Source organism: Oceanibaculum indicum P24 (assembly GCF_000299935.1).
Taxonomy (GTDB): domain Bacteria; phylum Pseudomonadota; class Alphaproteobacteria; order Oceanibaculales; family Oceanibaculaceae; genus Oceanibaculum; species Oceanibaculum indicum.
This window is the reverse complement of record NZ_AMRL01000024.1, coordinates 38452-60689: the sequence shown is the minus strand read 5'-3', so window position 1 is coordinate 60689 and position 22238 is coordinate 38452. Positions and strand designations below refer to the sequence as shown.

Sequence of the window (22238 nt, the reverse complement as noted above, 5' to 3'; positions counted from 1 at the left end):
GAGGCGCAGCAGCCGCAGCCGGGCCCCTCCGTGGCGGCCTCGCCGGTTGCCTCGGTCAGGGCCGAGGCACTGCCGCCGCCCTCCAGCACGCAGGTGGCCCGGGCGCCCAATCCCGCGCCGCCGCCCGCCGTTTCCCGGCCGCCGGCCAGCGCCGTCGCGATCCTGGCTAACAGCGGCACGCAGAGCAATACCGGCCAGCTAGAAACCGTGCCGGTGGAGCAGACCCGGATCTACATCCAGGCCGGCGCCTTTTCCGACCAGAACAACGCCATGCGGCTGAGCAACACGCTGCGCCGGCTGGCGCCTTCGCAGATTTCCGAAACGCGGGTCGATGGGCAGACATTCTACCGGGTGCGGCTTGGGCCGGTGGCCTCGGTCACGGATGCCGATGCGCTGCTGGAGCAGGTGATCGGCTCCGGCTATCCCGGTGCGCGCGTGGTGGTGGATTGAGCCTGGGCAAGCTCCGGTCCTTTAGCTTCAATTCAGACCGGGCGCCCAAATTTCGGCCATCTTGTACCGCACAGTGCGGTACGCATTTACAGCCGTTGAACCAAGAGTTGAGTCAGGTGATTTCATGATCGGTTTCAGCACCTTCCGTTCCGCCATGATCGTCGGATACGCGATTGTGGGCGCTGTCCTGCTGGCCCCGTCGGCCACTACGGCGCAGGAGATCGAGACCAGCGCCAGGCAGGCCTTCATCCTGGATGCGCAGACCGGGACCGTGCTGCTGAACAAGGATGCCGACACGCTGATGCCGCCGGCCTCCATGAGCAAGCTGATGACCGCCTACATGATCTTCCAGCGCCTGAAGGATGGGCGGCTGTCGCTGGAGGATGAATTCCTGGTCAGCGAGAAGGCCTGGCGCAAGGGCGGCTCCAAGATGTTCGTCGAGGTGGGCAGCAGGGTCTCCATCGAGGATCTGCTGCGCGGCATCATCGTGCAGTCGGGCAATGACGCCTGCATCGTGGTCGCCGAAGGCATCGCCGGGTCGGAGGAAGCCTTCGCCGACATGATGACGGAGGCGGCGCGCAAGATCGGCATGGAGAAGAGCGTCTTCCGCAACGCCACCGGTTGGCCCGACGAGGACCATGTGATGACGGCGCGTGAACTGGCGATCCTGGCGCAGCGCATCATCGCGGATTTTCCTGAATATTATCATTACTATGCAGAGACAAGCTTCACCTATAACGGCATCCGCCAGGGCAACCGGAACCCGCTGCTCTACACCATGAATGGGGCGGATGGGCTGAAGACCGGCCACACTGAAGCATCGGGCTATGGCCTCACTGCGTCGGCCAAGCGGGACGGGCGCCGCATCATCATGGTGGTGAACGGCCTGCCCAGCATGAATGCCCGCTCGCAGGAATCCAGCCGGCTGATGGACTGGGCGTTCCGCGAATTCGAGGCGCTGAGCCTGTTCAAGTCCGGCGAGACCGTGGAGCAGGCGGAAATCTGGATGGGTGACGAGCGAACCGTACCGCTGGTGACGGCGGCTGATATCACTATCACCGTGCCCAAGGCGGCGCGGCGCAGCATGGTGGTCAGCGCGGTCTATGACGGGCCGGTCGCAGCGCCGGTGAAGCAGGGCGACCGGATCGCCACGCTGCGCATCACCCTGCCCAAGGGTGAGACCATGGATTATCCGCTGCTGGCTGGCGCCGATGTGGAGGAACTGGGCCTGTTCGGCCGGATGCTGGCGGCCGCCCAGCATCTGGCGTTCGGCCCGCGCTGACGGCGCATGTCCGGTAACAGCGGAACGCCGCGCGGCCGCTTCATCACGCTGGAAGGCGGAGAGGGGGCCGGCAAATCGACCCAGATAGGCCGGCTGGCCGACTGGCTGTCGTCGCGCGGCATCGCTGTGGAAACCACGCGGGAGCCCGGCGGCGCACCGGGCGCCGAGGCGATCCGCGAGCTGATTGTGAAGGGCAGCATTGAGCGCTGGGACGCCATGGCCGAGGCGCTGCTGATGACGGCGGCGCGGCGCATGCATGTCGTACAGCGTATCCACCCGGCGCTGGAAGCCGGCCGCTGGGTCATCTGTGACCGGTTTTCCGATTCCACCATGGCCTATCAGGGCTATGCGCACGGTCTGGGGCGGGAGCCTGTGGATCAGCTGCAGCGCATCGCCATCGGCGGTCTGAAGCCGGATCTGACGCTTATCCTCGACCTGCCGGTCGAGGCCGGTCTGGCCCGTGCCCACGCACGAGGGACCCAAACGCCTGGAACTGGCGAGGACCGGTTCGAGCGCATGGGACACGACTTCCATAGGCGGCTGCGCGACGGCTTTCTCGACATTGCCCGCCGCGAGCCGGAACGGTGCGCGGTGATCGACGCGACAGCGGACATTGACGCGGTTGCCGATGCGATCCGCGACGCGGTCGCCAGCCGCTTTGAACTGGAAAAGTCGTGAGCACGGAAGACCAGGCCTGGCCGGAGCCGCGCGCCAGCAGCCTGCTGGTCGGCCAGGAAACGGCGGAGGCTACCTTTCTCGCCGCCTGCCGCAGCGGGAAACTGCCGCATGCCTGGCTGATCGCCGGGCCGCCCGGCATCGGCAAGGCCAGCTTCGCCTACCGCATCGCCCGTTATGCCCTGAATGGCAGCATTGAAGGGCCCGCGCAGGATGCCGGGCCATCCCTGTTCGGCGATGCCCTGCCTTCCAGTGAAGGCGACAGCCTGACAGTTGACCCCGACAGCATCGTGTTCCGGCAGGTCGCGGCTGGCAGCCATCCTGACCTGCTGAGCGTCGAACGCGGCATCAACGAGCGTACCAAGAAGGAACGCAGCGAAATCGTTGTCGAGGATGCAAGACGCGTCGCCGGCTTCCTGCACAAGACGGCCTCCGGCAGCGGCTGGCGCGTGGTGGTGATCGACAGCGTCGATGAGATGAACCGCAATGCCGCCAATGCCATCCTGAAGATATTGGAGGAACCGCCGGCAAACGCCCTGCTGCTGCTGGTCAGCCACAGTCCCGGCCGGCTACTGCCAACGATCCGCTCGCGCTGCCGGCTGCTGCGGCTGTCCCCGCTGGGCGAAGCGGATATGGACCGGCTGCTGGCGCACTACCTGCCGGAGGAGACGGGCGAGAACCGCCTGCTGCTGACCCGCCTGTCGGAAGGCAGCATCGGCGGCGCGCTGGCGCTGCACGCCGCAGGCGGCATGGCACTGTACCGCGATCTGGTCGGACTGCTGGCCGGCCTGCCCGATCTGGAGGCGCGCAAGCTGCACGCCTTCGCCGGCCGCTTCGAGCGCGCCGGCAATGAGGATGCCTTCCAGACCGCCATGGCGCTGCTGGCCGACTGGATTGCCCGGCTGGCCCGCGCCAAGGGGCTGGGGCAGCTGCCGCAGCCCATCCTAGCCGAGGAAGAACCGGCGCTGCGGCGCCTCGCCTCGTTGCACAGCCTTGATCGCTGGCTGGAGCTATGGGAGAAAGTGCGGCATCTGACGGCCCGCACCGATGCCATCAACCTGGACCGCAAGCAGGTGGTGATCGGCGCTTTCCTTGCGCTGCAGGGAACGGGCTGAACCTTCGCTGGAGACAAGCAGAGCATGTCGGGGTCCGCGCCGAAGACCTTTTATATCACCACGGCCATTTCCTATCCGAATGGCGCGCCGCATATCGGCCACGCCTATGAGGCGATTGCCAGCGACGTGATCGCGCGCTTCAAGCGGCTGGACGGCTATGAGGTGCGGTTCCTGACCGGCACCGACGAGCATGGCCAGAAGATGCAGCAGACCGCCGCCAAGGCCGGCATCACCCCGCGCGAGCTGGCCGACGAGATGGCGCCAAAGTTCCAGAACATGGTGCGGCATCTGAACATCTCCAACGACGATTTCATCCGCACGACGGAGCCCCGGCACTATGCCTCCGTGCAGGAGCTGTGGGGTCGCATGCAGGCGGCCGGCGACATCTATCTCGGTAAGTATGGTGGCTGGTACTCAGTGCGCGACGAGGCCTATTTCGGCGAGGACGAGCTGACCAAGCAGCCGGACGGCACGCGCCTGGCGCCGACCGGATCGCCGGTCGAATGGGTGGAGGAGGAGAGCTATTTCTTCAAGCTGTCGGCCTATCAGGACCGGCTGCTGGCCTATTACGAGGCCAATCCCGGCTTCATCCAGCCCGATGGGCGGCGCAACGAGGTGGTCAGCTTCGTGAAGGCTGGGCTGAAGGACCTCTCGGTCTCGCGCACCACCTTTGACTGGGGCGTGCCGGTGCCGGGCGATCCCCGGCATGTCATGTATGTCTGGGTCGATGCGCTGACCAACTACATCACTGGCCTTGGCTATCCCGACCGCGAGGGCGAGGCTTTCCGAAAGTTCTGGCCCGCCGATGTGCATGTGATCGGCAAGGATATCGTGCGCTTCCACGCCATCTACTGGCCGGCCTTCCTGATGTCCGCCGACCTGCCGCTGCCGAAGCGCGTGTTCGGCCATGGGTTCCTGACCAACCGCGGCGAGAAGATGTCGAAGTCGGTCGGCAATGTCATCGACCCGATCGCCATGGCCGATACCTATGGCGTGGATCAGATCCGCTATTTCTTCTGCCGCGAGGTGCCGTTCGGCCAGGATGGCAGCTACAGCCATGAGGCGCTGGTGAACCGGATCAATGCCGACCTCGCCAATGATTTCGGCAATCTGGCGCAGCGCTCGCTGTCGATGATCGCCAAGAATTGCTGTGGCGTGGTGCCGGAACCGGACGATTTCAGCGATACCGACCAGGCGATCCTGGCCCAGGCGGACGGCATGCTGGCCAAGGCCCGCGCGGCGATGGAAGGCTACGAGATCCACAATATGCTGGCCGAGGTCTGGTCGCTGATCGGCGAGGCCAACCGCTATTTCGCCGGCGAGGCCCCCTGGGCGCTGAAGAAGACCGACCCGAAGCGGATGGAGACGGTGCTCTACGTCACCGCCGAGCTGATCCGCCAGGCCGCAATTCTGGCTCAGCCGGCGACGCCGACCGCTGCTGCGCGGATGCTCGACCTGCTGGACCTGCCGGAAGAGGCCCGCAGCTTCGCCAGCCTCGGTGCCAGCGGGCGGCTGAAGCCCGGCACGGCCCTGCCGGCACCGGCGCCGGTGTTCCCGCGCTGGGTGGAAGAGGAAGCACCGAAGGGGGAGGCCTGATGCTGGTCGACAGCCACTGCCATCTCGACTTTCCGGATTTCGGGGAGGAGCTGGACGCGGTTGTCGCCCGTGCCCGTGCCGCCGGCGTCGGGCGCATGGTGACGATCTGCACCAAGATCACCGAGTTCGAGCGCGTCCGTGCCATCGCCGAGCGCTATGACGACATCTACTGCACCGTCGGCATCCATCCGCATGAGGCGGACAGCCAGCCGGAGATCGACACCGCCCGGCTGGTCGAGGCAGCGCGGCATCCGAAGGTCGTCGGCATCGGCGAGACCGGCCTGGACTATTTCTACGAGCACAGCGCCCGTCAGGCCCAGCAGCGCAGCTTCCGCGCTCATATCCAGGCATCGCGGGAAACCGGCCTGCCGCTGGTCGTCCACACGCGTGACGCCGACGAGGACACGGTGGCGATCCTGAAGGACGAGATAGGGCAGGGGGACTACCCCGGCCTGATCCATTGTTTCAGCTCCTCTGCCTGGCTCGCGGAGGAGTGCCTGAAACTCGGATTGTATATTTCACTGTCCGGCATCGTCACCTTCAAGAAGGCGGAGGAACTGCGCGAGACGGTGAAGGCACTACCGCTGGACCGGATTCTGGTCGAGACCGATTCGCCGTATCTCGCGCCGGTGCCGCACCGCGGAAAGCGCAATGAACCGGCCTTCGTTGCCCATACGGCGAAGGTCGTGGCGGAGCTGAAGGGGGTCGGCATGGCCGAGATCGAGGCCCGCACGACCGAGAATTTCCTGCATCTTTTCAATAAGGTGCCGGCGCCGGCCCAGATTTCCGGTTAAGGCGCTACCATGCGCATTACCATCCTCGGCTGCGGTTCCTCCACCGGCGTGCCGATGATCGGCGGAAACTGGGGAAACTGCGATCCGACCAATCCGAAAAACCGCCGGCGGCGCGCCTCGATCCTGGTCCAGCACGAGCAGACTACCCTGCTGGTCGACACTCCGCCGGACCTGCACGACCAGCTGGTCGATGCCAATGTGCAGGATGTCTCGGCCATACTCTATACCCATGCCCATGCCGACCATGTGCATGGCATCGACGAGGTGAGGGGGTTGAACCTGCTGACCGGGCGCTGGATCGACTGCCATGCCGATGCGGCCACCCTGGACGCCATCGGCAAGCGCTTCGGCTATGTCTTCAAGCCGATCGAGAAGGACTACTTCTACAAACCCTGCCTGACCCCGCATGTCATCAAGGGACCGTTCCAGGTCGGCAGCATCCGTGTGACGCCGTTCGAACAGGATCATGGCTATTCTGTTTCAACAGGTTTTCGGTTCGATATGCCGAATAAAATGAGTGCTGCCTACTCGACGGACGTGGCTTTCCTGTCCGACGCGGCGCTCGGCCTGCTGGAAGGCGTCGATGTCTGGATCGTCGATTGCCTGCGCTTCGAGCCACACCCGACCCATGCGCATTTCGAGCGCACGATGGAGTGGGTAGCGCGGGTGAAGCCGGGCAGGGCGGTCCTGCACCACATGAACCATCAGGCGGATTACGAGGCCCTGCGCGCGGCCTGTCCGTCCGGTGTGGAGCCGGGCTATGACGGGCTGGTGATCGAGGGCTAGCGGAATGTCCCGGCCTCGAACTCCCGCAGGGCGCGGCTGACATCCTCGATCAGCGGCAGCGAGCCGGCCAGTTCCGGATAGAAGGCCAGCAGGATGGCGATATGGCCGGTATCGGCATATTCGACATGGCGCACAGGGCGGTTTTCCGCGCGCAGGGCCTTGGCCAGTTCCCTTGAATTCACCGGATAGACCGTGCCGTCGTCGGTGCCGTGCAGCAGCAGCATCGGCGGCGCCTTGTCGGTCACAAAATTGACCGGCTGGGCCTCTTCTTGCGTCTCCGCCGTGGCGAAGATATCGCGGGTCGACCGGTACTTCATCGGGTCGAAGGCGTAGGGGCCGGCCAGCCCGAAGAATCCCTTCACGATATCCGTATCCAGCCCTTCGGCCTCCAGGTAGCGCCGGTCCAGTGCCAGCATCGCGCCCAGATGCGCCCCGGCGGAGTGGCCGCCCAGATACAGCCTGTCGGGGTCGCCGCCATAGCGCCCGGCATTCTCCCGCACCCAGCGCAGCGCCCGGGCGCCATCCTCGATGAAAGCCGGAAAGCTCACCGATGGATAAAGCCGGTAATCCGGGATCACGACGACATAGCCGCGCTTCACCAGCGCCTCGGCCACGAAGCGGTAATCCCCACGGTCGCCATTCTTCCAGCCACCGCCATAGAAGAACACCACCACCGGATGCCCGGTGCCGTTCTCCGGCCGGTGAATATCGAGCCGCTGCCGGCTGTGCGGTCCATAGGCGATATCCTCTGCGACCGGATAATCCTGCGCCAGCAGCGCCGCGTTCAGCGTCGCCAGCCCGGAACACCCGGACAGCAGCGAGGCGACCAGGGCAGGGATCGCCGAGAGTTTCAGCGCGCGCGCCAGAACAAGCACCGACATGGGCTACAGGCTTTCGATTATCTCCGTATAAGAAGCTCTCAGATCGGTCGTTTTCCGCGCAAGTCGAGGCCTGATCGCCTATGGTGCGGCCATGACAGACGGGTCAGACTTTTTCAGAGGCCGGAATTTGCGGGTCGGGTTCTACGATCTGCTGTTCGGGCGCGCCTCGAACCTGATCGGCGAGGGGGAGTTCTATCGCGACTTCACCGCCGGCACTGGCAGCGTTCTCGAAGCCGCCTGCGGCAGCGGCAGGCTGTTTCCGGCGCTGGGAGCACCGGGCCGCCTGCTTGTCGGCTTCGATGCCTCGGTGGAGCTCCTGCAGCAGGCCCAGGCGCACTACCAGGGCAATGCAGGCCTCGGACGGCCGCTGCTGTGCGCCCAGCGGATGGAGGATTTCGCCTTCGGCCGCCGGTTCGAGCGGATTGTCGTCGGCTATTATGGCCTCAGCTATGTGCTGGAACCGGACGGGCGGCGCAGCTTCCTGCAGCGTATCGCCGATCATCTGACGCCGGACGGCCAGGCGGTGCTGCATCTGCCGGACGCCGATCTGCTGCGCCGGCCGGTGCCGCAGGCCGAGATCGACGCCCAGCGCGGCAGCCTGGTGCTGACAAAAGAGGCGTCGGGATTTAGCGGCAGGCTGGCGTACCAGACCACGGAGAACCGCGTGGTGGAGAATGGGAGCGTCCATATCACGGCGCTGGCATTCTCGCTGCTGGATGAATCCGGGGCGGTGCTGCGCGAGGAAGAAGCCGCCATGCATTATGCGATCCTCGACCGCCAGGACATCGTGAGCCTGGCAGCATCCGTCGGCTTAAGGCTGACGGACTGCCGCAGGGGCTTTGTCGATGACATCGACAGCGAGCTGATCGTCACGCTGGTTCATCCCTGAAAAATATTTTCCATAATATACATTATGCGATAATTAGTGACGCCATCAGGTACCCCGTATCCGGGGGGTTTCATCCCCGCCCCGATATGGTTACTCTCCCGCACCGGTTGACACAAAATCCGCATCGCATCTCATGACCGCACCGATCGACAGGCTTCTCGGGATCATGGCGCGCCTGCGCGCGCCGGACGGCTGCCCGTGGGACCGTGCGCAAGATTTTGCCAGCATCGCGCCCTATACCATCGAGGAAGCGTACGAAGTTGACGACGCGATCCGCCAGGGCGATATGGGACAGCTGCGCGAAGAGCTGGGCGACCTCCTCCTCCAGGTCGTGTTCCATGCACAGATGGCCAAGGAAGACGGGCATTTCGATTTCGACGCTGTGGCGACCGCGATCTCCGACAAGCTGGTCGAACGCCACCCGCATGTGTTCACCGATGCGACGGCGGAGAATGCCGAGGCCGTGAAGCTCACCTGGGAAGAGCTGAAGGCCGCCGAGCGCGCCCGCAAGGCCGAGGCGAAAGGCAGGACGGCCAGCATTCTCGATGATGTCGGCCGCGCCCTGCCCGCGCTGATGCGCGCCGAAAAGCTGCAGAAGCGGGCGGCGCATGTCGGTTTCGACTGGCCGGACACCGACCAGGTGATCGCCAAGATCGAGGAGGAACTGGCGGAACTGAAGCACGAGCTTGCCGCCGGCACCCGCAACGCCGCGAACATCCATGAGGAGATGGGCGATCTGCTGTTCGCCCTCGCCAACCTCGCCCGGCATCTGAAGGTCGATCCGGAGCTTGCCTTGCGCGACTGCAACGCCAAGTTCGAGCGGCGATTCACCTATATCGAATCGACCCTGGCCGCCGACGGGCGTGCGCCCGACCAGGCCAGCCTCGAAGAGATGGAAGCGCTCTGGCAGCGCGCCAAGAGCGAGGAAAAACTCAAGAAATCCGCTTAACCATCTGTATTTTATACTGAAACAGAGGATAGACCCATGTCCCAGCTTACCGTGTTCATCACCGGCGCCACTGCCGGGTTCGGCGCCGCCACCGCCCGCCGCTTCGCCAAGGACAAGCACAAGCTGATCCTGACCGGCCGCCGCGCCGAGCGGCTGGAGGCGCTGAAGAAGGAACTGGACACCGACGTCCACATCATTCCGCTGGATGTGCGTGACGAGAAGGCGGTGCGTGCCGCCGTCGCCGCCCTGCCCGACAATTTCAAGAATGTCGATGTGCTGGTGAACAATGCCGGCCTGGCCCTGGGTCTGGAGCCGGCCCATCAGGTCGCCATGAGCGACTGGGAGACCATGATCGACACCAACATCAAGGGGCTGCTCTATTGCACCCAGGCGCTGCTGACCGGCATGGTCGAGCGCGGCAAGGGCCATGTCATCAATCTGGGCTCCGTCGCCGGCAGCTACCCCTATCCGGGCGGCAATGTCTATGGCGCCACCAAGGCCTTCGTGAAGCAGTTCTCGCTGAATCTGCGCGCCGATCTGGTCGGCCAGAACATCCGCGTCACTGACGTAGAGCCGGGCCTGGCCGAAAGCGAGTTCTCGGTGGTGCGCTTCAAGGGTGATGCCGACAAGGCGAAGGACGTCTACAAGGGCACCGATCCGATTACCCCGGACAATGTCGCCGAGGTGATCTACTTCACCGCCACATTCCCGGCCAATGTGAACATCAACCGCATCGAACTGATGGCCGCCTGTCAGGCCTTCAGCCCGTTCAACGTCGTCCGCAAGTAAGCGGCTGACACCGAACGAAAAAACCCCCGCCAACCGGCGGGGGTTTTCTTATGCGGCGATTTTCGCCAGCTCGCCCAGCAGATGGTTCAGCCCGGCGACGCGCTTGTCGGGCTGGCCCCAGGGCCGCTTGCAGACCAGCTTGTGGTCGGGGCGCAGCTGCACGCTGCCCGCCTGCCTGCCGATGAACTGCACGAGGCCGCCCGGATTGGCGAAGCTGTTGTTACGGAAGGACAGCACCGCCCCCTTCGGCCCGGCATCCACCTTGTCAATGCCCGCCTGCCGGCACAGCCGCTTGATGGCGACGATCTGCAGCAGGTTCTCCACCTCCTCCGGCAACGGGCCGAACCGGTCGATCATCTCGGCAGCGAAGCCGTCGATCTCCTGCCGGTCCATCAGCGTGGCGATGCGGCGGTAGAGGCCAAGCCTGACCGACAGGTCCGCGACATAGGCCTCCGGGATCAGCACCGGCATGCCAATGGCAATCTGCGGCGTCCATTCCTCCTCGGCGGCCGCCATGTCCGCCCCGCTGCGCAGCTCGGCAATCGCCTCCTCCAGCAGGTGCTGGTACAGCTCGACGCCGACCTCCTTGATATGGCCGGACTGTTCCTCGCCCAGCATGTTGCCCGCCCCGCGGATATCGAGGTCGTAGGAGGCCAGCGAGAACCCCGCCCCCAACGTATCCAGCGTCTGCATCACCTCTAGTCGCTTCACGGCGTTCGGCGTCAGCTTCATGTGCGGGTGCAGGGTCAGATAGGCATAGGCGCGGGTCTTGGAGCGCCCGACCCGGCCACGCAGCTGATAGAGCTGCGCCAGCCCGAACATGTCGGCCCGGTGGATGATCAGCGTGTTGGCCGAGGGGATATCGAGGCCGGATTCGACGATGTTGGTCGACAGCAGGATGTCGAAGGCGCCATCGGTGAAGCGCGTCATCACCTCTTCCAGCTCGCTGGCCGGCATCTGGCCATGGGCGACGGCAACCTTGCATTCCGGCACCAGGTCGCGCAGCCGCTCCGACACCTTCGCCAGATCCTCCAGCCGCGGGCAGACATAGAAGCTTTTGCCGCCGCGATAATGCTCGCGCATGATCGCCTCGCGGATGATCACGCTGTCATAGGGCATAACGAAGGTGCGCACCGCCAGACGGTCCACCGGCGGGGTGGCGATGATGCTCATCTCGCGCACGCCGGCCAGCGCCATCTGCAGGGTGCGCGGGATCGGCGTCGCGGTCAGCGTCAGCACATGGATATTGGCGCGGATTTCCTTCATCCGCTCCTTCTGCGCCACGCCGAAATGCTGTTCCTCATCGACGATCAGCAGGCCAAGCCGCTTGAAGGACACGCTTTTTGCCAGCAGGGCGTGGGTGCCGACGACGATATCGACCGACCCGTCGGCAAGGCCCGCCTTGGCGTCCTTCGCGTCCTTGGCCGTGACCATGCGTGACAGCTGCTCGACGCGCACCGGCAGCCCCTGGAAACGCTCCTTGAAGGTCTTGAAATGCTGGCGCGCCAGCAGCGTGGTCGGCACCGCCACAGCGACCTGCATGCCGGCCATCACGGCGACGAAGGCGGCGCGCAGTGCCACCTCGGTCTTGCCGAAGCCGACATCGCCGCAGACCAGCCGGTCCATCGGCCGGCCCGACGCCATGTCGCCCAGCACCTCCTCGATGGCGCGCAGCTGGTCATCGGTCTCCGAATAGGGAAAGCGCGCGCAGAATTCGTCGAACAGCCCTTCCGCCGGGCGCGCCGGCTCACCTTTGCGCAGCTCGCGTTCGGCGGCGACACGGATCAGCTTCTCGGCAATCTCGCGGATACGCTGCTTCACCCGCGCCTTGCGCGCCTGCCAGCCGACGCCACCCAGCTTGTCGAGCTGGGCCGCCGCATCCTCCGAGCCATAACGCGACAGCGTGTCGATATTCTCCACCGGCACAAACAGCTTGTCGCCGCCGGCATAGATCAGCCGCAGGCAATCATGCGGCGCGCCGCCGACCTCCAGCGTCACCAGACCGTCATAGCGGCCGATGCCGTGCTCCATATGCACGACCAGATCGCCCTCGGTCAGCGCCGAGGCCTCGGCGATGAAGGCATCCGCCTTGCGCTTGCGCTTGGCCGGGCGCGACAGGCGCTCGCCCAAGATGTCCTGCTCGGCGATCAGGGTGACGCCCTCGGCGGCGAAGCCCCGCTCCAGCCCGATGATGGCCAGTGCAACCGCGCTGCGGTCCAGCTTCTCCAGTTCGCGCCAGCCTTCGACCGGATGCAGCCCGTCAATGCCATGCTCGCGCAGCAGCGCCGACAGGCGGTCGCGCGAGCCGGCGCTCACGGCGGCGATAGCGACCCGCCGCCCGCTGCCCTGCTCCGCCTTGATGCTGTCGCGCACGGAATCATAGAGGTTCAGGTCAGGCCGGGCGCGCGCCTCCGCGAAATCCGGCCCGAGCCGCCCGCCGGCATCCAGGATGGCGCGGCCCGTTTCGTCCCGCTCCGCCTCCGGCGCAGTGAAGGGCGACAGCTGGATCGAGGCCCGCACCGCCAGCAGCTTCGGCAGCGCCTCACCCATCAGGTACAGGTGGCCCGGGGGCAGCGGCTTATAGACCTGCCCGTCCTCGGCACCGGCGCGCAGCATGCCGCGCCGCGCCTCGTAATATTCGTTGATCAGTCCCAGCCGGGCATCCAGTGCCTCCTGCGCCTGATGGTCGAAACTGACCGCAGCCCCCGGCATATAGTCGAACAGCGTCTCCAGACGGTCGTGGAACAGCGGCAGCCAGTGCTCCATGCCGACATGGCGGCGACCGGCGCTGATCGCCTCATAGAGCGGATCGCCGCCGGTCTCCGCCCCGAACGCCAGGCGGTAGCCATGGCGGAACCGCTGGATCGAGGCCTCGTCGAGGAAGATTTCCCCGACCGGCTTGAACAGGATACGCTTTTCCTTGCCGATGGTGCGCTGGCTGACCGCATCGAAGCTGCGGATGCCGTCCACCTCATCGCCGAACAGGTCGATGCGCAGCGGCTCCGGCGCGCCGGACGGATAGACGTCCAGAATACCGCCGCGCACCGCATATTCGCCCGGTTCGCGTACCGTATCGGCACGGATATAGCCATTGCGCTGGAAGAAGCCGACCAGATCGTCCAGCTGCACGCGCTGGCCGACCTCGACCGACAGCACCGCATCCTGAAAACCGGCGCGCGCCGGGACTTTCTGCAGGACCGAGCTGACCGTGGTCAGCAGGATGCGCCCACCCTTGCTCTCCACCGGCAGCAGCAGCCGCGTCAGGCTGTCCACGCGGCGGCTCAGTATCTCGCCATTCGGCGAGGCGCGGTCATAGGGCAGGCAGTCCCAGGCCGGCAGGTGCAGTACCTCGCAATCGGGCGCAAAGAAGGCCAGCGCCTCGGCCAGCGCCGCCATGCGCGCATCATCGACGGCGACATGCAGGATGCCGCCGCTGCCCGCCTCCCGCGCCAGGCGGGACAGGATCAGCGCATCATAGCCGGCAGGCGCCCCGAACAGCGCGGTACGGCCGGGGGCGTTCAGAATTTGTTTAAGCGATTTCAAGATCGTGCGTCGATGAATTTAAAGTTACGTAACATGTCCAGGACGTCGGAGTTCATGCCCGGCGGTGGTTCCGACCGGCCCATGATCCAGTCATACAGCGCCGGGTCGTTGTTCATGCCCAGCAGCGCTTCGTAGCTGTCGAGCTGCGCTTCGGTCATGCTCTCCAGATGCTGTTTGGCGAAACTGCCCAGCAACAGGTCCATTTCCTTGATGCCGCAATACCAGCTGCGGTACAGCAGGCGCCGGCGGCGGGTTTCCAGCGACTCCGGGTTCGTCTCGTTCGCGGATGAGGGGCGATCCGACATTGGTGTCCTCCTTCTTGCCGCCTAGGATATAGACTTGAGGAGCGGCCCTGTCAGCCGTTCAATGGCATTTCCCACCAACAGCCAGGCCGGTTGCGTGCGTCCCCAGATCCTGTTCCCGCTGTTTGCCGATGTCACCACCCTGCCCGGCCTTGGTCCGCGCCTGGGCAAGCTGGTGGAGGGCGCCATCGGCCCGCATGTAGTGGATATGCTGTGGCATCTGCCCAGCGGCATCGTGGACCGGTCCTACACGCCGCGCATCGCCGAGGCGGAGCCGGGCCGCATCGCCACCCTGACCGTGCGGATCGAGGGGCACATCCCCTCGCCCGCGCCGCGCCGGCCCTACCGCGTGATCTGCCGCGATGCCAGCGGCGACATCGATCTGGTGTTCTTCCACGCAAGGGGCGATTTCCTGGTGAAGCAGCTGCCGGTCGGCGAGACCCGAGTGGTCAGCGGCCGCGTCGAATTCTTCCAGGACCGCGCCCAGATGGCGCATCCGGATTATATCGCAAAGCCTGAGGAAGCCGCTGAGATCGCCGGGGTGGAGGCGGTCTATCCGCTGACCGCCGGTCTGACGCTGAAGACCCTGCGCAAGGCGGTACGGGGCGCGCTGGATCGGCTGCCGGACCTGCCGGAATGGCAGGATGCCGCCTGGCTCGCCCGGCAGCGCTGGCCGGCCTTCCGTGATGCGCTGGAGACTGTGCACGCGCCGCAATCCGAAGCGGACCTGCTGTCGCTGACCCCAGCACGTCAACGCCTCGCCTTCGATGAGCTACTGGCCAACCAGCTGGCGCTGGCGCTGATCCGCGCCCATCAGAAGCGCCAGTCGGGCCGGGTCATCCTTGGCGACGGACGGCTGCGCGCACTGGCTGAGGCCGCCCTGCCCTTTACCCTGACGGGCGCCCAGCGGATGGCCATGGCAGAGATATCCGCCGACATGGACAGCGAGAAGCGCATGCTGCGGCTGCTGCAGGGCGATGTCGGCAGCGGCAAGACAGTGGTGGCGCTGATGGCGATGCTGACCGCCATCGAGGCCGGCGGCCAGGCGGCCCTGCTGGCGCCAACGGAAATCCTGGCGCGCCAGCATCTGGCGACCATCGAGCGGCTGGCCGCCCCCGCTGGGGTGAAAGTCGCCCTGCTGACCGGCCGGGAGAAAGGCAAGAACCGCGAGGCGATCCTGGCCGGGCTGGCCTCTGGCGAGACCGGGATTGTCGTTGGCACCCATGCGCTGATCCAGGAAGATGTGGTCTTCCGGGACCTGATGCTGGCGGTGATCGACGAGCAGCACCGGTTCGGCGTGCATCAGCGCATCGCGCTCTCCGGCAAGGGGCGCGGCGTCGATGTGCTGGTGATGACGGCAACGCCGATCCCGCGCACCCTGACGCTGACCGCCTATGGCGATCTCGACGTTTCGCGGCTGACCGAGAAGCCTGCCGGCCGCAAACCCATCGTCACCATCGCCAAGCCGACCGAATCGCTGGAGGAGGTGGTGGCCGCGGTCGAGCGTGCCCTTAACGCCGGCAACAAGGTCTATTGGGTCTGCCCGCTGGTGGCCGAATCGGAGGCGCTGGACGTCGCCGCCGCCGAGGAACGCCATGCCGCCCTCGCCCAGCGTTTCGGCCCGCACGCCGGGCTGGTGCATGGCCGCATGAAGGGTGCCGACAAGGACCGCGTGATGGAGGAATTCTCGCGCGGTGCGGTCGATCTGCTGGTCTCCACCACGGTCATCGAGGTCGGGGTGGACGTGCCGGCAGCCACAATCATGGTGATCGAGCATGCCGAGCGCTTTGGCCTCGCCCAGCTGCATCAGCTCCGCGGCCGTATCGGGCGCGGCGACAAGCCCTCCACCTGCATTCTTCTGTACCAGAAGCCGCTTAGTGAAACCGCGACGGCGCGGCTGAAAATCCTGCGCGAGACTGAGGATGGCTTCGTCATCGCCGAGGAGGATCTGAAGCTGCGCGGCGCCGGTGACCTGCTGGGCACCAAGCAGAGCGGCATGCCGACCTTCCGCCTGGCCGACCTCTCCGTCCATGGCGAGCTGCTGCAGGCCGCCCGCGACGATGCCAGGCTGGTGCTGGACCGCGACCCGGAGCTGCAGGGCGAGCGCGGCCAGCGGCTGCGCGTGCTGCTCTATCTGTTCGAGCGCGACGCGGCGGTGCGCTACCTGCGCTCCGGCTGAGCGGCGGCGGCTTCGTCGCTGACCGGCTGCGGCAGCTCCTTGCGCTTGCGGGATTTCACCTCGGTCTGCTGCCCCATGGGCCAGGGCGGCGCCACGATGCCGCCGGACACCACCATCTTGATCCCCTGCTCGATGCTCATGTCGAGATAGACCATGTCCTCGCGCGGCACGAACAGCAGGAAGCCGGAGGTCGGATTAGGCGTGGTCGGAATGAAGACGTTAATGACCTCCGCCTCGGTGCGGGCCTGCACCTCGCCGGTGGTGGCGCCGCTGACGAAGCCGATGACCCAGCAATCCTTGCGCGGATATTCCACCAGTACAACCTGGCGGAAGGCGTTGGACTGCTGCGCCAGCACCGCTTCCATGATCTGCTTCACCGCGCCATAGACGCTGCGCACCACCGGAAGCCGGTTCACCACGGCCTCGCCGGCGCGGACAAGCAGCCTTCCCAGGAAACCGGCGGTCAGCGCGCCGATCAGGGTGATCACCGTCAGCAACAGGACGAGGCCAATCCCCGGAACGGAGAATGGCAGGTAGGTCTCCGGATTGTAGTGCACCGGAATCAACGGCATGACCTGCTTGTCGATGAAATCGATCAGCAGCCAGGCGAGGTAGATCGTCAGGCTGATAGGCGCAGTGATCAGCACGCCGGCGAAGAAATAGGCGCGCAGCCGGCTGGTCAGCGTCAGGCGCAGGCTGCGCTTTGGACGCAGCGGTGTCTGCTCCTGCACGTTTTCTGGCTTGGGGTCGGAAGTGCCGTTCGGCTCTATGCTCATTGGGGCTCGCTCGATAACAGGCTCAGTCGGGACGGGAAAAGAACGTCATCAGGGCATCCAGGGTTTCGCGCGGTGCCTCCTCGGCCAGGAAATGGCCGCTGGGAACGCCGTGCCCCTCGACATGCAGCGCCCGTTTCCGCCAGCTTTCCAGCACATCATACTTGCGGCCGACAAAGCCCTTCTCGCCCCACAGCGCCAGCACCCGGCAGCCAAGCTTCCGGTGCATATCGGCTTCGTCATGTTCCAGGTCAATGGTCGCTGCCGCGCGGTAATCCTCGCAGCTGGCATGGATCGTCGCCGGGTCGGAGAAGCAGCGCCGGTATTCCGCCATCGCCTCCGGCGTGAAGGCCGTGCCGTCGCGCCCCCAATGGCCCATCTTGCGCTCCAGGAACAGGCCGGGATCGGCGCCGATCATGCGTTCCGGCAGGTCAAAAGGCTGGATCAGGAAGAACCAGTGATAATAGGCGGTGGCGAACTCCATATCGGTCGTCACATACATCTCGTGCGTGGGGGCGATATCCAGCACTGCCAGTTTGGTGACCCGGTCGGCATGGTCGATGGCCAGCCGGTGCGCCACCCGACCGCCGCGATCATGGCCGGCAACCATGAATTCCTCGAACCCCAGTTCGGTCATCACCTCGGCCATGTCCAGCGCCATGGCGCGCTTGGCATAGGGGGCATGGCGCTCGTCGGTCTGCGGCTTGGAGGAATCGCCATAGCCGCGCAAATCGGCGGCAACCACCGTGAAGCGCTCCGCCAGCGCCGGGGCGATCTTGTGCCACATCGCATGGGTCTGCGGATAACCGTGCAGCAGCAACAGCGCCGGCCCTTTCCCGCCTGTGCGCAGATTGATCTCCGCACCGCTAGTCCTGATCCGCTGCTGCGTGAACCCGTCGAACATGTCACCCCCACAATATATCGCTGGCGTCGCGCCATCCCGGTCCGGCAGCATACACGAGCCTGAACCGGTCTGCAGAGGGGATGAGAGATGGTGGCAAGCCTTGGCCAAGCGGTGCGGCACCACTGGGGTCTGCGCGACGATATCCTGTTCCTGAACCATGGCTCCTACGGTGCCACGCCGAAAGCCGTGCTGGCCGAACAGCGGCGCTGGCAGGCGCTAATGGAGGAAAACCCGGTCAACTTCATGCGCCGGGTGCTGCCGCCGGCGCTGGCGCAGGCGCGGGCCGATCTGGCGCGTTTCCTGCGCGCCGATCCCGGCGATCTCGGCTTTGTCGAGAACGCGACCGGTGGTGTGAACGCGGTGCTGCGAAGCCTGGGTTTCGCGCAGGGCGACGAAATCCTGGTGACCAGCCACGGCTATAACGCCGTCAAGCAGACCGTTCATTTCATTGAGGAAAAGAGCGGTGCGGTGATCCGGATCGCCGAGGTTCCCTTTCCGCTGGACGGGCCGGGCGCCATCACCGCTGCGGTGACCTCCAACCTCTCCGACCGTACCCGGCTGGTGATCCTGGACCATATCACCTCCCCCACCGCCACGATCCAACCACTGAAGGAGCTGATCGCCGTCTGCAAGAGCGAAAAAAGACTGGTGCTGGTGGATGGCGCGCATGCGCCCGGCATGCTGGACCTCGATGTGCCGGCCATCGGCGCCGATTTCTATACCGGCAACTGTCACAAATGGCTCTGCGCGCCCAAGGGCTGCGCCTTCCTGTGGGTGGCCCCGGACCGACAGGCGAGCATCCACCCCACCACCATCTCGCACCCTTTCCGGACGGGTTTTGCCGAGGAATTCAGCTGGACCGGCACGCGCGACGCCAGCGCCTGGCTGTCGGTCGGTGCAACCATCGGCTTCTTCGACACCATCGGCGGCCTGCCGGCTGTCCGCGCCTACTGCCAGGGGCTGGCGACCGAGGCGGCGGAGATGCTGTCGAGCGCCTGGGGAACGCGGATCGGCACGCCGGCCTCCCTGCGCGGCAACATGGCGACGATCCGCCTGCCTGAGCGTTTCCGCGATATACCGGCGCAGACGATCCTGGACGAATTGTGGGAGCGGCACCGGATCGAGGTGCCGGTGCACCATTTCGGCGGCGATCCCTGGGTCAGGATCTCGGCAGCGCCCTACAACCACATACAAGAGTATGAGGTTCTGCGGAATGCCGTGCTTGCCTATTCAGGCACTGCCAGCGACCGCAACTGAACCATCAGATCCTCGGCCATCGTCACGCCGGTGTCGGTGACTGGCAGACCGGCCCAGGACAGCTTGCGGGCGACCCAGCTGTTGCAGGTATTGAACAGGTGGAACTCCCCATGCGCCGGATAGAACAGGCTGGTCTCGTACAGGCCAGGGGCGATGCTGTCCGCGCGCTCCTGACCGGCGGGGCGCTCTACGGCGGCATCAATGCGCTCCACCATGCGGCGCAGTCCCGCCTCGCTGATCCGCAAGGGTAGAATCTCCAGTTTGCCGGCCGCCTCCGGTAGAGTCGTGCGGCCGGCGATATGCAGCACCGCCGGCGTCGGCGTCAGCCCGGCGGCCAGCGCCATGCCCATCGTGGGGCGGGGATTGGGATAGTATTCGCGGTCACCCCAGCCAAATTCCAGCCAGTTGGCCGTGGGAAAATCCGCCGCCTCCGGCAGCAGCCCCGTCGGCAGGTCCGACCGTGCCAGGAGGATACCGGCATGCCAGCCATTGCTGATGGCATAGATGGTCCTGGCCGGCGGCTCATCGCCCACGGCGATATCGGCCGGCGCCCTGTCGTCAGCGGCACAGCCGGCAAGCAACATCAGGATCGATACGAGACGCAAAAGCATGGTCGGACCGGATGTGGTACGACCGTCAGGCTATCGAAAAAGAAATGGTGAGTCCTGTGGGACTCGAACCCACGACCTACTGATTAAAAGAAGGGCGGAAGTCTAGGTTTTCCGCCACTATTCGGACAGATACTTGATTTGTTCACGTCATAATATATCAACGACTTAGCACCCCTTGTCCGAACGGCCCGGCGCGCGCATGATGGGAACATTATGCGAACATGACGGACGCGCGCCACCATGGCGGACATACAAATTATCGAGCTGCTGGAAGAAGCCAGGCGCTATGACGCCACGCTGATCGCGCATTGCAGTTGCGGCCGATCCGGCGCCATCGATCTTGACCGCGCCATCCTCCGCGCCGGCACCAGCCGCATCCGTCAGATCGGCCGATGGGCGCGCTGCAGCCGGTGCGGCGGGCGCTATCCCCGCATCGAACTTGTGATGCCGGGCGGCAGCCGGCGGACCTACGCCACCGGCTATAACGACATGGGATAATGCCGCCGCCATCAAACGGCCGGCGCGGTATTGCATTAGGAAAGCCGGATTACCACCTTGGATAGCACTTCACCCCAGCCAACGAGGAAAGCCCGATGCCAATCGCCATCCCGGACCAGACCGAAAAGAAGCTCCGCGAAACCAAGGAGCACATCCATGCCACAGAACAATTCGACGCCGCCATCGCAGCCCTGAATGCCCTCAAGCCCATCCAGGGCTATTTCGCCTCCAGCGAAGAAGGACACAAGCTCGCCATGCAGATGGCGGACACGGTTAAGAACAGTGGCCCTATGGGCTTCGCCGCTGCCGTTGCAATCGCCCTTTATCACTGCGCACCGGGAGAGCGCGCCGGCAAGCTGCGCGATCTTGCCGACAAGATCGACGGCGAAGGCAAGCTGCCGAAGCTGGCATAAAGGGAGGCGGGAATGTCCATAGATGCTTTGATGATGGAAGCCGAGGACGCCGCCGCACAGGCGTTACTGGCGACAGGCGCACTAACAGTCTGCCCACACCACAAGGACGTGCCCATCCGTCATGGCGACCAGGCCGCCGAACGCCATGCCTACGCCAAGGCAACTGTAATCGCAAAGTCGGCCGGGAAGGAATTCATGCGGGAGGATATCATGGCCGCTATACAGGAAGCCCTCGACAGGGCGGCGGATGGCCATTGCCCCGAATGCGAGCGACTGAAAAACCTGTAGAACGGCGGAGACGGCCATGAGCAAAAGAGAAGCAAAGATCAAGCACGGCACGCAGCCAGGCACGATCCGCGTCGAGTGGAAAATTCAGCAGCCCGAAGAAGCGCAAACAATTATCGCCAATGAAGAAATGACCCTGGCCACTTTCAAGGCCACAATCGCCCGGCTGGAAAAGGACTTTGGCCCTATTGAAGTGATCGATGAAAGGAAGGCGGATTAACCGCCCTCCCCATCGATAAGCAGCACAGCGCCGGCAATGTAGGTCATGGCCTGCACCAGCTCACGCCGGGCAAGGGCGGCCTCCCCGGATCGCGCCAGGCGATGCGCTTCCGCGATTTTCTTCTCCGCCTGCCCCAGCGGATGCCCCAGCCCATGCCGGCGGCTGATCGCCATCATCGGCTGATCGAGGAAGGGCTTGCCGTCATCATGCCGGGCCAGCCCCTTGCCCGTCGCGGCATCCTCATAGGCTTCCATCAGCACGGCCAGCAGCGGGGCATAACGGCCGGCGGGATCAGCGGCGCGCATGTCGCGCGCCGCCGCCTGGATTTGCTGGATATCATCCATCAATAAACCACCGCTTCACCGGAGGCCGGATTACCGACCACCGACAACCGCGACCGACCGGCAGGGCGCGCAGCCGCATTGCCGCCGGCCTTCGCCTTCGCCGCATCGCGACGGACAGCCCGTTTCACCGCCGCCGGATCGGCACCGTAGGGCACAGCATCCCCGCCAGCCGAAGCGGGAGCGGGATCACCGGCGGCACTCTCGACCTTCGCGGACGGATCGTCGGCGTCGAACAGCGCCGCGCCGCCGCCGGCCCCACCGGCATCACCCTCGCCGGCATTCTGCCGATCGGCAGCATCCGCAACCTTGATCGCCTCCTCGATCGGTGTGTCCGCGATGATCTCGCGATAGCGCTCCGCCAGCTCGCGATCCTGGACTTCCTTCTCCAGCCGCTCCGCAACCTGCCCGGCCGTCATCTTTTCATAGGACAGGGCGCGCAGGATCGCCGGCAGGCTGTAACCCTCTTTCCGGGCACTTTCCTTGGCCTCGCGAAGCATCTTGTCCGCCTCGGCTTTCCGGCGGATCGCGCGCCGGATGGTATCCGTCACCAGCGACAGCCGCGCCGCCGCGTCATCGCCCTTCATGGGGATGCGGTACCCGCCCGCACCCTTCTTTTTCCGCGCCATGATCTCATCCTTTCGGGGTTTCGCCGGCAGGGCACGGCCGGCAGAGAGAAGCCCCGGCCGCCCATCCGCCGGGGAAT

Annotated in this window: 24 protein-coding genes; 16 read left to right on the top strand and 8 right to left on the bottom strand. The window is 65.3% G+C overall.

Annotated elements, in window-relative coordinates; translation table 11 throughout:
* The 7 genes from P24_RS15430 to P24_RS15400 form a co-directional block, all read left to right on the top strand.
* On the top strand, positions 1-450 hold a 450-nt coding region (locus P24_RS15430), incomplete at its 5' end, for an SPOR domain-containing protein (protein WP_008945672.1).
* Positions 451-574: 124 nt separating this feature from the next.
* The gene (locus P24_RS15425) at positions 575-1732 is read left to right on the top strand and encodes a D-alanyl-D-alanine carboxypeptidase family protein (protein ID WP_008945671.1); all 1158 of its coding nucleotides are present in this window, start codon (positions 575-577) and stop codon (positions 1730-1732) included.
* Positions 1733-1738: 6 nt separating this feature from the next.
* Positions 1739-2410, top strand: coding sequence for a dTMP kinase (gene tmk / locus P24_RS15420; protein ID WP_008945670.1), 672 nt, complete (start codon positions 1739-1741; stop codon positions 2408-2410).
* A complete protein-coding gene (locus P24_RS15415; protein ID WP_008945669.1) occupies positions 2407-3522 on the top strand; it encodes a DNA polymerase III subunit delta' in 1116 nt (371 codons plus the stop codon). Before tmk ends, P24_RS15415 begins: the two co-directional genes overlap by 4 nt.
* A gap of 24 nt (positions 3523-3546) precedes the next feature.
* Positions 3547-5118 (top strand): methionine--tRNA ligase, encoded by a 1572-nt coding sequence (gene metG / locus P24_RS15410; RefSeq protein WP_008945668.1) that lies wholly within the window; start codon positions 3547-3549, stop codon positions 5116-5118.
* Positions 5118-5912, top strand: coding sequence for a TatD family hydrolase (locus tag P24_RS15405; protein WP_008945667.1), 795 nt, complete (start codon positions 5118-5120; stop codon positions 5910-5912). Before metG ends, P24_RS15405 begins: the two co-directional genes overlap by 1 nt.
* Before the next feature lie 9 nt (positions 5913-5921).
* A complete protein-coding gene (locus tag P24_RS15400) occupies positions 5922-6698 on the top strand; it encodes an MBL fold metallo-hydrolase (protein ID WP_008945666.1) in 777 nt (258 codons plus the stop codon).
* Here P24_RS15400 and P24_RS15395 read toward each other — a convergent pair.
* Positions 6695-7579 (bottom strand): alpha/beta hydrolase, encoded by an 885-nt coding sequence (locus P24_RS15395; RefSeq protein ID WP_008945665.1) that lies wholly within the window; start codon positions 7577-7579, stop codon positions 6695-6697. The genes P24_RS15400 and P24_RS15395 overlap by 4 nt on opposite strands.
* Before the next feature lie 127 nt (positions 7580-7706).
* Here P24_RS15395 and P24_RS15390 point away from each other — a divergent pair, with 127 nt between their 5' ends.
* From P24_RS15390 to P24_RS15380, 3 genes are all read left to right on the top strand, one after another.
* Positions 7707-8468, top strand: coding sequence for a class I SAM-dependent methyltransferase (locus tag P24_RS15390; RefSeq protein ID WP_008945664.1), 762 nt, complete (start codon positions 7707-7709; stop codon positions 8466-8468).
* Between the two features lie 133 nt (positions 8469-8601).
* Complete coding sequence (gene mazG, locus P24_RS15385) at positions 8602-9417, top strand: nucleoside triphosphate pyrophosphohydrolase (RefSeq protein ID WP_008945663.1); 816 nt, start codon at positions 8602-8604, stop codon at positions 9415-9417.
* Positions 9418-9453: 36 nt separating this feature from the next.
* Positions 9454-10206 carry an SDR family NAD(P)-dependent oxidoreductase gene (locus P24_RS15380; protein ID WP_008945662.1) on the top strand — a complete coding sequence of 251 codons (753 nt, stop codon included), beginning with the start codon at positions 9454-9456 and terminating at the stop codon, positions 10204-10206.
* 48 nt (positions 10207-10254) lie between these two features.
* Here P24_RS15380 and mfd read toward each other — a convergent pair whose 3' ends face one another.
* Positions 10255-13749, bottom strand: a complete 3495-nt coding sequence (gene mfd / locus P24_RS15375; RefSeq protein WP_008945661.1) for a transcription-repair coupling factor — start codon at positions 13747-13749, stop codon at positions 10255-10257.
* Positions 13746-14054 carry an FAD assembly factor SdhE gene (locus tag P24_RS15370; RefSeq protein ID WP_008945660.1) on the bottom strand — a complete coding sequence of 103 codons (309 nt, stop codon included), beginning with the start codon at positions 14052-14054 and terminating at the stop codon, positions 13746-13748. Before P24_RS15370 ends, mfd begins: the two co-directional genes overlap by 4 nt.
* 94 nt (positions 14055-14148) lie before the next feature.
* Between P24_RS15370 and recG the strand changes: the two genes are divergently transcribed.
* Positions 14149-16230 (top strand): ATP-dependent DNA helicase RecG, encoded by a 2082-nt coding sequence (gene recG, locus P24_RS15365; RefSeq protein WP_040708007.1) that lies wholly within the window; start codon positions 14149-14151, stop codon positions 16228-16230.
* Here recG and P24_RS15360 read toward each other — a convergent pair.
* Positions 16212-17006, bottom strand: a complete 795-nt coding sequence (locus P24_RS15360) for a DUF502 domain-containing protein (protein WP_008945658.1) — start codon at positions 17004-17006, stop codon at positions 16212-16214. The genes recG and P24_RS15360 overlap by 19 nt on opposite strands.
* Positions 17007-17028: 22 nt before the next feature.
* Positions 17029-17907: an alpha/beta fold hydrolase gene (locus tag P24_RS15355; protein ID WP_008945657.1), complete on the bottom strand. Its 879-nt coding sequence runs from the start codon at positions 17905-17907 to the stop codon at positions 17029-17031.
* A gap of 87 nt (positions 17908-17994) precedes the next feature.
* On the opposite strand from P24_RS15355, the gene P24_RS15350 reads away from it, so the two are divergent.
* Entirely contained in the window at positions 17995-19164 is a 1170-nt protein-coding gene (locus P24_RS15350) for an aminotransferase class V-fold PLP-dependent enzyme (RefSeq protein WP_008945656.1), read from the top strand.
* Here P24_RS15350 and P24_RS15345 read toward each other — a convergent pair.
* Positions 19134-19775 carry a DUF2459 domain-containing protein gene (locus P24_RS15345; protein ID WP_083859807.1) on the bottom strand — a complete coding sequence of 214 codons (642 nt, stop codon included), beginning with the start codon at positions 19773-19775 and terminating at the stop codon, positions 19134-19136. The genes P24_RS15350 and P24_RS15345 overlap by 31 nt on opposite strands.
* 240 nt (positions 19776-20015) lie before the next feature.
* Here P24_RS15345 and P24_RS15340 point away from each other — a divergent pair, with 240 nt between their 5' ends.
* From P24_RS15340 to P24_RS15325, 4 genes are all read left to right on the top strand, one after another.
* Positions 20016-20273, top strand: a complete 258-nt coding sequence (locus tag P24_RS15340; protein WP_008945654.1) for a hypothetical protein — start codon at positions 20016-20018, stop codon at positions 20271-20273.
* Positions 20274-20368: 95 nt separating this feature from the next.
* Entirely contained in the window at positions 20369-20686 is a 318-nt protein-coding gene (locus P24_RS15335; RefSeq protein ID WP_008945653.1) for a hypothetical protein, read from the top strand.
* 12 nt (positions 20687-20698) lie between these two features.
* Complete coding sequence (locus P24_RS15330; RefSeq protein WP_008945652.1) at positions 20699-20974, top strand: hypothetical protein; 276 nt, start codon at positions 20699-20701, stop codon at positions 20972-20974.
* A 16-nt stretch (positions 20975-20990) separates the two neighbouring features.
* On the top strand, positions 20991-21191 hold the full coding sequence (locus tag P24_RS15325) for a hypothetical protein (protein WP_008945651.1): 201 nt from the start codon (positions 20991-20993) through the stop codon (positions 21189-21191).
* Here the strand turns inward: P24_RS15325 and P24_RS15320 are convergent.
* Both P24_RS15320 and P24_RS15315 read right to left on the bottom strand, forming a co-directional pair.
* On the bottom strand, positions 21188-21535 hold the full coding sequence (locus tag P24_RS15320; protein ID WP_008945650.1) for a hypothetical protein: 348 nt from the start codon (positions 21533-21535) through the stop codon (positions 21188-21190). The genes P24_RS15325 and P24_RS15320 overlap by 4 nt on opposite strands.
* Positions 21535-22161 carry a hypothetical protein gene (locus P24_RS15315; RefSeq protein ID WP_008945649.1) on the bottom strand — a complete coding sequence of 209 codons (627 nt, stop codon included), beginning with the start codon at positions 22159-22161 and terminating at the stop codon, positions 21535-21537. The genes P24_RS15320 and P24_RS15315 overlap by 1 nt, the downstream gene beginning before the upstream one ends.
* Positions 22162-22238: the final 77 nt, after the last annotated feature.

What these genes read in the sequence shown, in the direction of transcription:
- P24_RS15405 (WP_008945667.1), top strand. Translation starts at nt 5,118, where the DNA reads ATGCTGGTCGACAGCCACTGCCATCTCGACTTTCCGGATTTCGGGGAG.
- P24_RS15395 (WP_008945665.1), bottom strand. Translation starts at nt 7,579, where the DNA reads ATGTCGGTGCTTGTTCTGGCGCGCGCGCTGAAACTCTCGGCGATCCCT.
- P24_RS15370 (WP_008945660.1), bottom strand. Translation starts at nt 14,054, where the DNA reads ATGTCGGATCGCCCCTCATCCGCGAACGAGACGAACCCGGAGTCGCTG.
- P24_RS15330 (WP_008945652.1), top strand. Translation starts at nt 20,699, where the DNA reads ATGTCCATAGATGCTTTGATGATGGAAGCCGAGGACGCCGCCGCACAG.
- P24_RS15345 (WP_083859807.1), bottom strand. Translation starts at nt 19,775, where the DNA reads ATGCTTTTGCGTCTCGTATCGATCCTGATGTTGCTTGCCGGCTGTGCC.
- P24_RS15340 (WP_008945654.1), top strand. Translation starts at nt 20,016, where the DNA reads ATGGCGGACATACAAATTATCGAGCTGCTGGAAGAAGCCAGGCGCTAT.
- P24_RS15400 (WP_008945666.1), top strand. Translation starts at nt 5,922, where the DNA reads ATGCGCATTACCATCCTCGGCTGCGGTTCCTCCACCGGCGTGCCGATG.
- P24_RS15315 (WP_008945649.1), bottom strand. Translation starts at nt 22,161, where the DNA reads ATGGCGCGGAAAAAGAAGGGTGCGGGCGGGTACCGCATCCCCATGAAG.
- mazG (WP_008945663.1), top strand. Translation starts at nt 8,602, where the DNA reads ATGACCGCACCGATCGACAGGCTTCTCGGGATCATGGCGCGCCTGCGC.
- P24_RS15335 (WP_008945653.1), top strand. Translation starts at nt 20,369, where the DNA reads ATGCCAATCGCCATCCCGGACCAGACCGAAAAGAAGCTCCGCGAAACC.
- P24_RS15425 (WP_008945671.1), top strand. Translation starts at nt 575, where the DNA reads ATGATCGGTTTCAGCACCTTCCGTTCCGCCATGATCGTCGGATACGCG.
- P24_RS15325 (WP_008945651.1), top strand. Translation starts at nt 20,991, where the DNA reads ATGAGCAAAAGAGAAGCAAAGATCAAGCACGGCACGCAGCCAGGCACG.
- P24_RS15360 (WP_008945658.1), bottom strand. Translation starts at nt 17,006, where the DNA reads ATGAGCATAGAGCCGAACGGCACTTCCGACCCCAAGCCAGAAAACGTG.
- P24_RS15380 (WP_008945662.1), top strand. Translation starts at nt 9,454, where the DNA reads ATGTCCCAGCTTACCGTGTTCATCACCGGCGCCACTGCCGGGTTCGGC.
- P24_RS15320 (WP_008945650.1), bottom strand. Translation starts at nt 21,535, where the DNA reads ATGGATGATATCCAGCAAATCCAGGCGGCGGCGCGCGACATGCGCGCC.
- metG (WP_008945668.1), top strand. Translation starts at nt 3,547, where the DNA reads ATGTCGGGGTCCGCGCCGAAGACCTTTTATATCACCACGGCCATTTCC.
- tmk (WP_008945670.1), top strand. Translation starts at nt 1,739, where the DNA reads ATGTCCGGTAACAGCGGAACGCCGCGCGGCCGCTTCATCACGCTGGAA.
- P24_RS15355 (WP_008945657.1), bottom strand. Translation starts at nt 17,907, where the DNA reads ATGTTCGACGGGTTCACGCAGCAGCGGATCAGGACTAGCGGTGCGGAG.
- P24_RS15350 (WP_008945656.1), top strand. Translation starts at nt 17,995, where the DNA reads ATGGTGGCAAGCCTTGGCCAAGCGGTGCGGCACCACTGGGGTCTGCGC.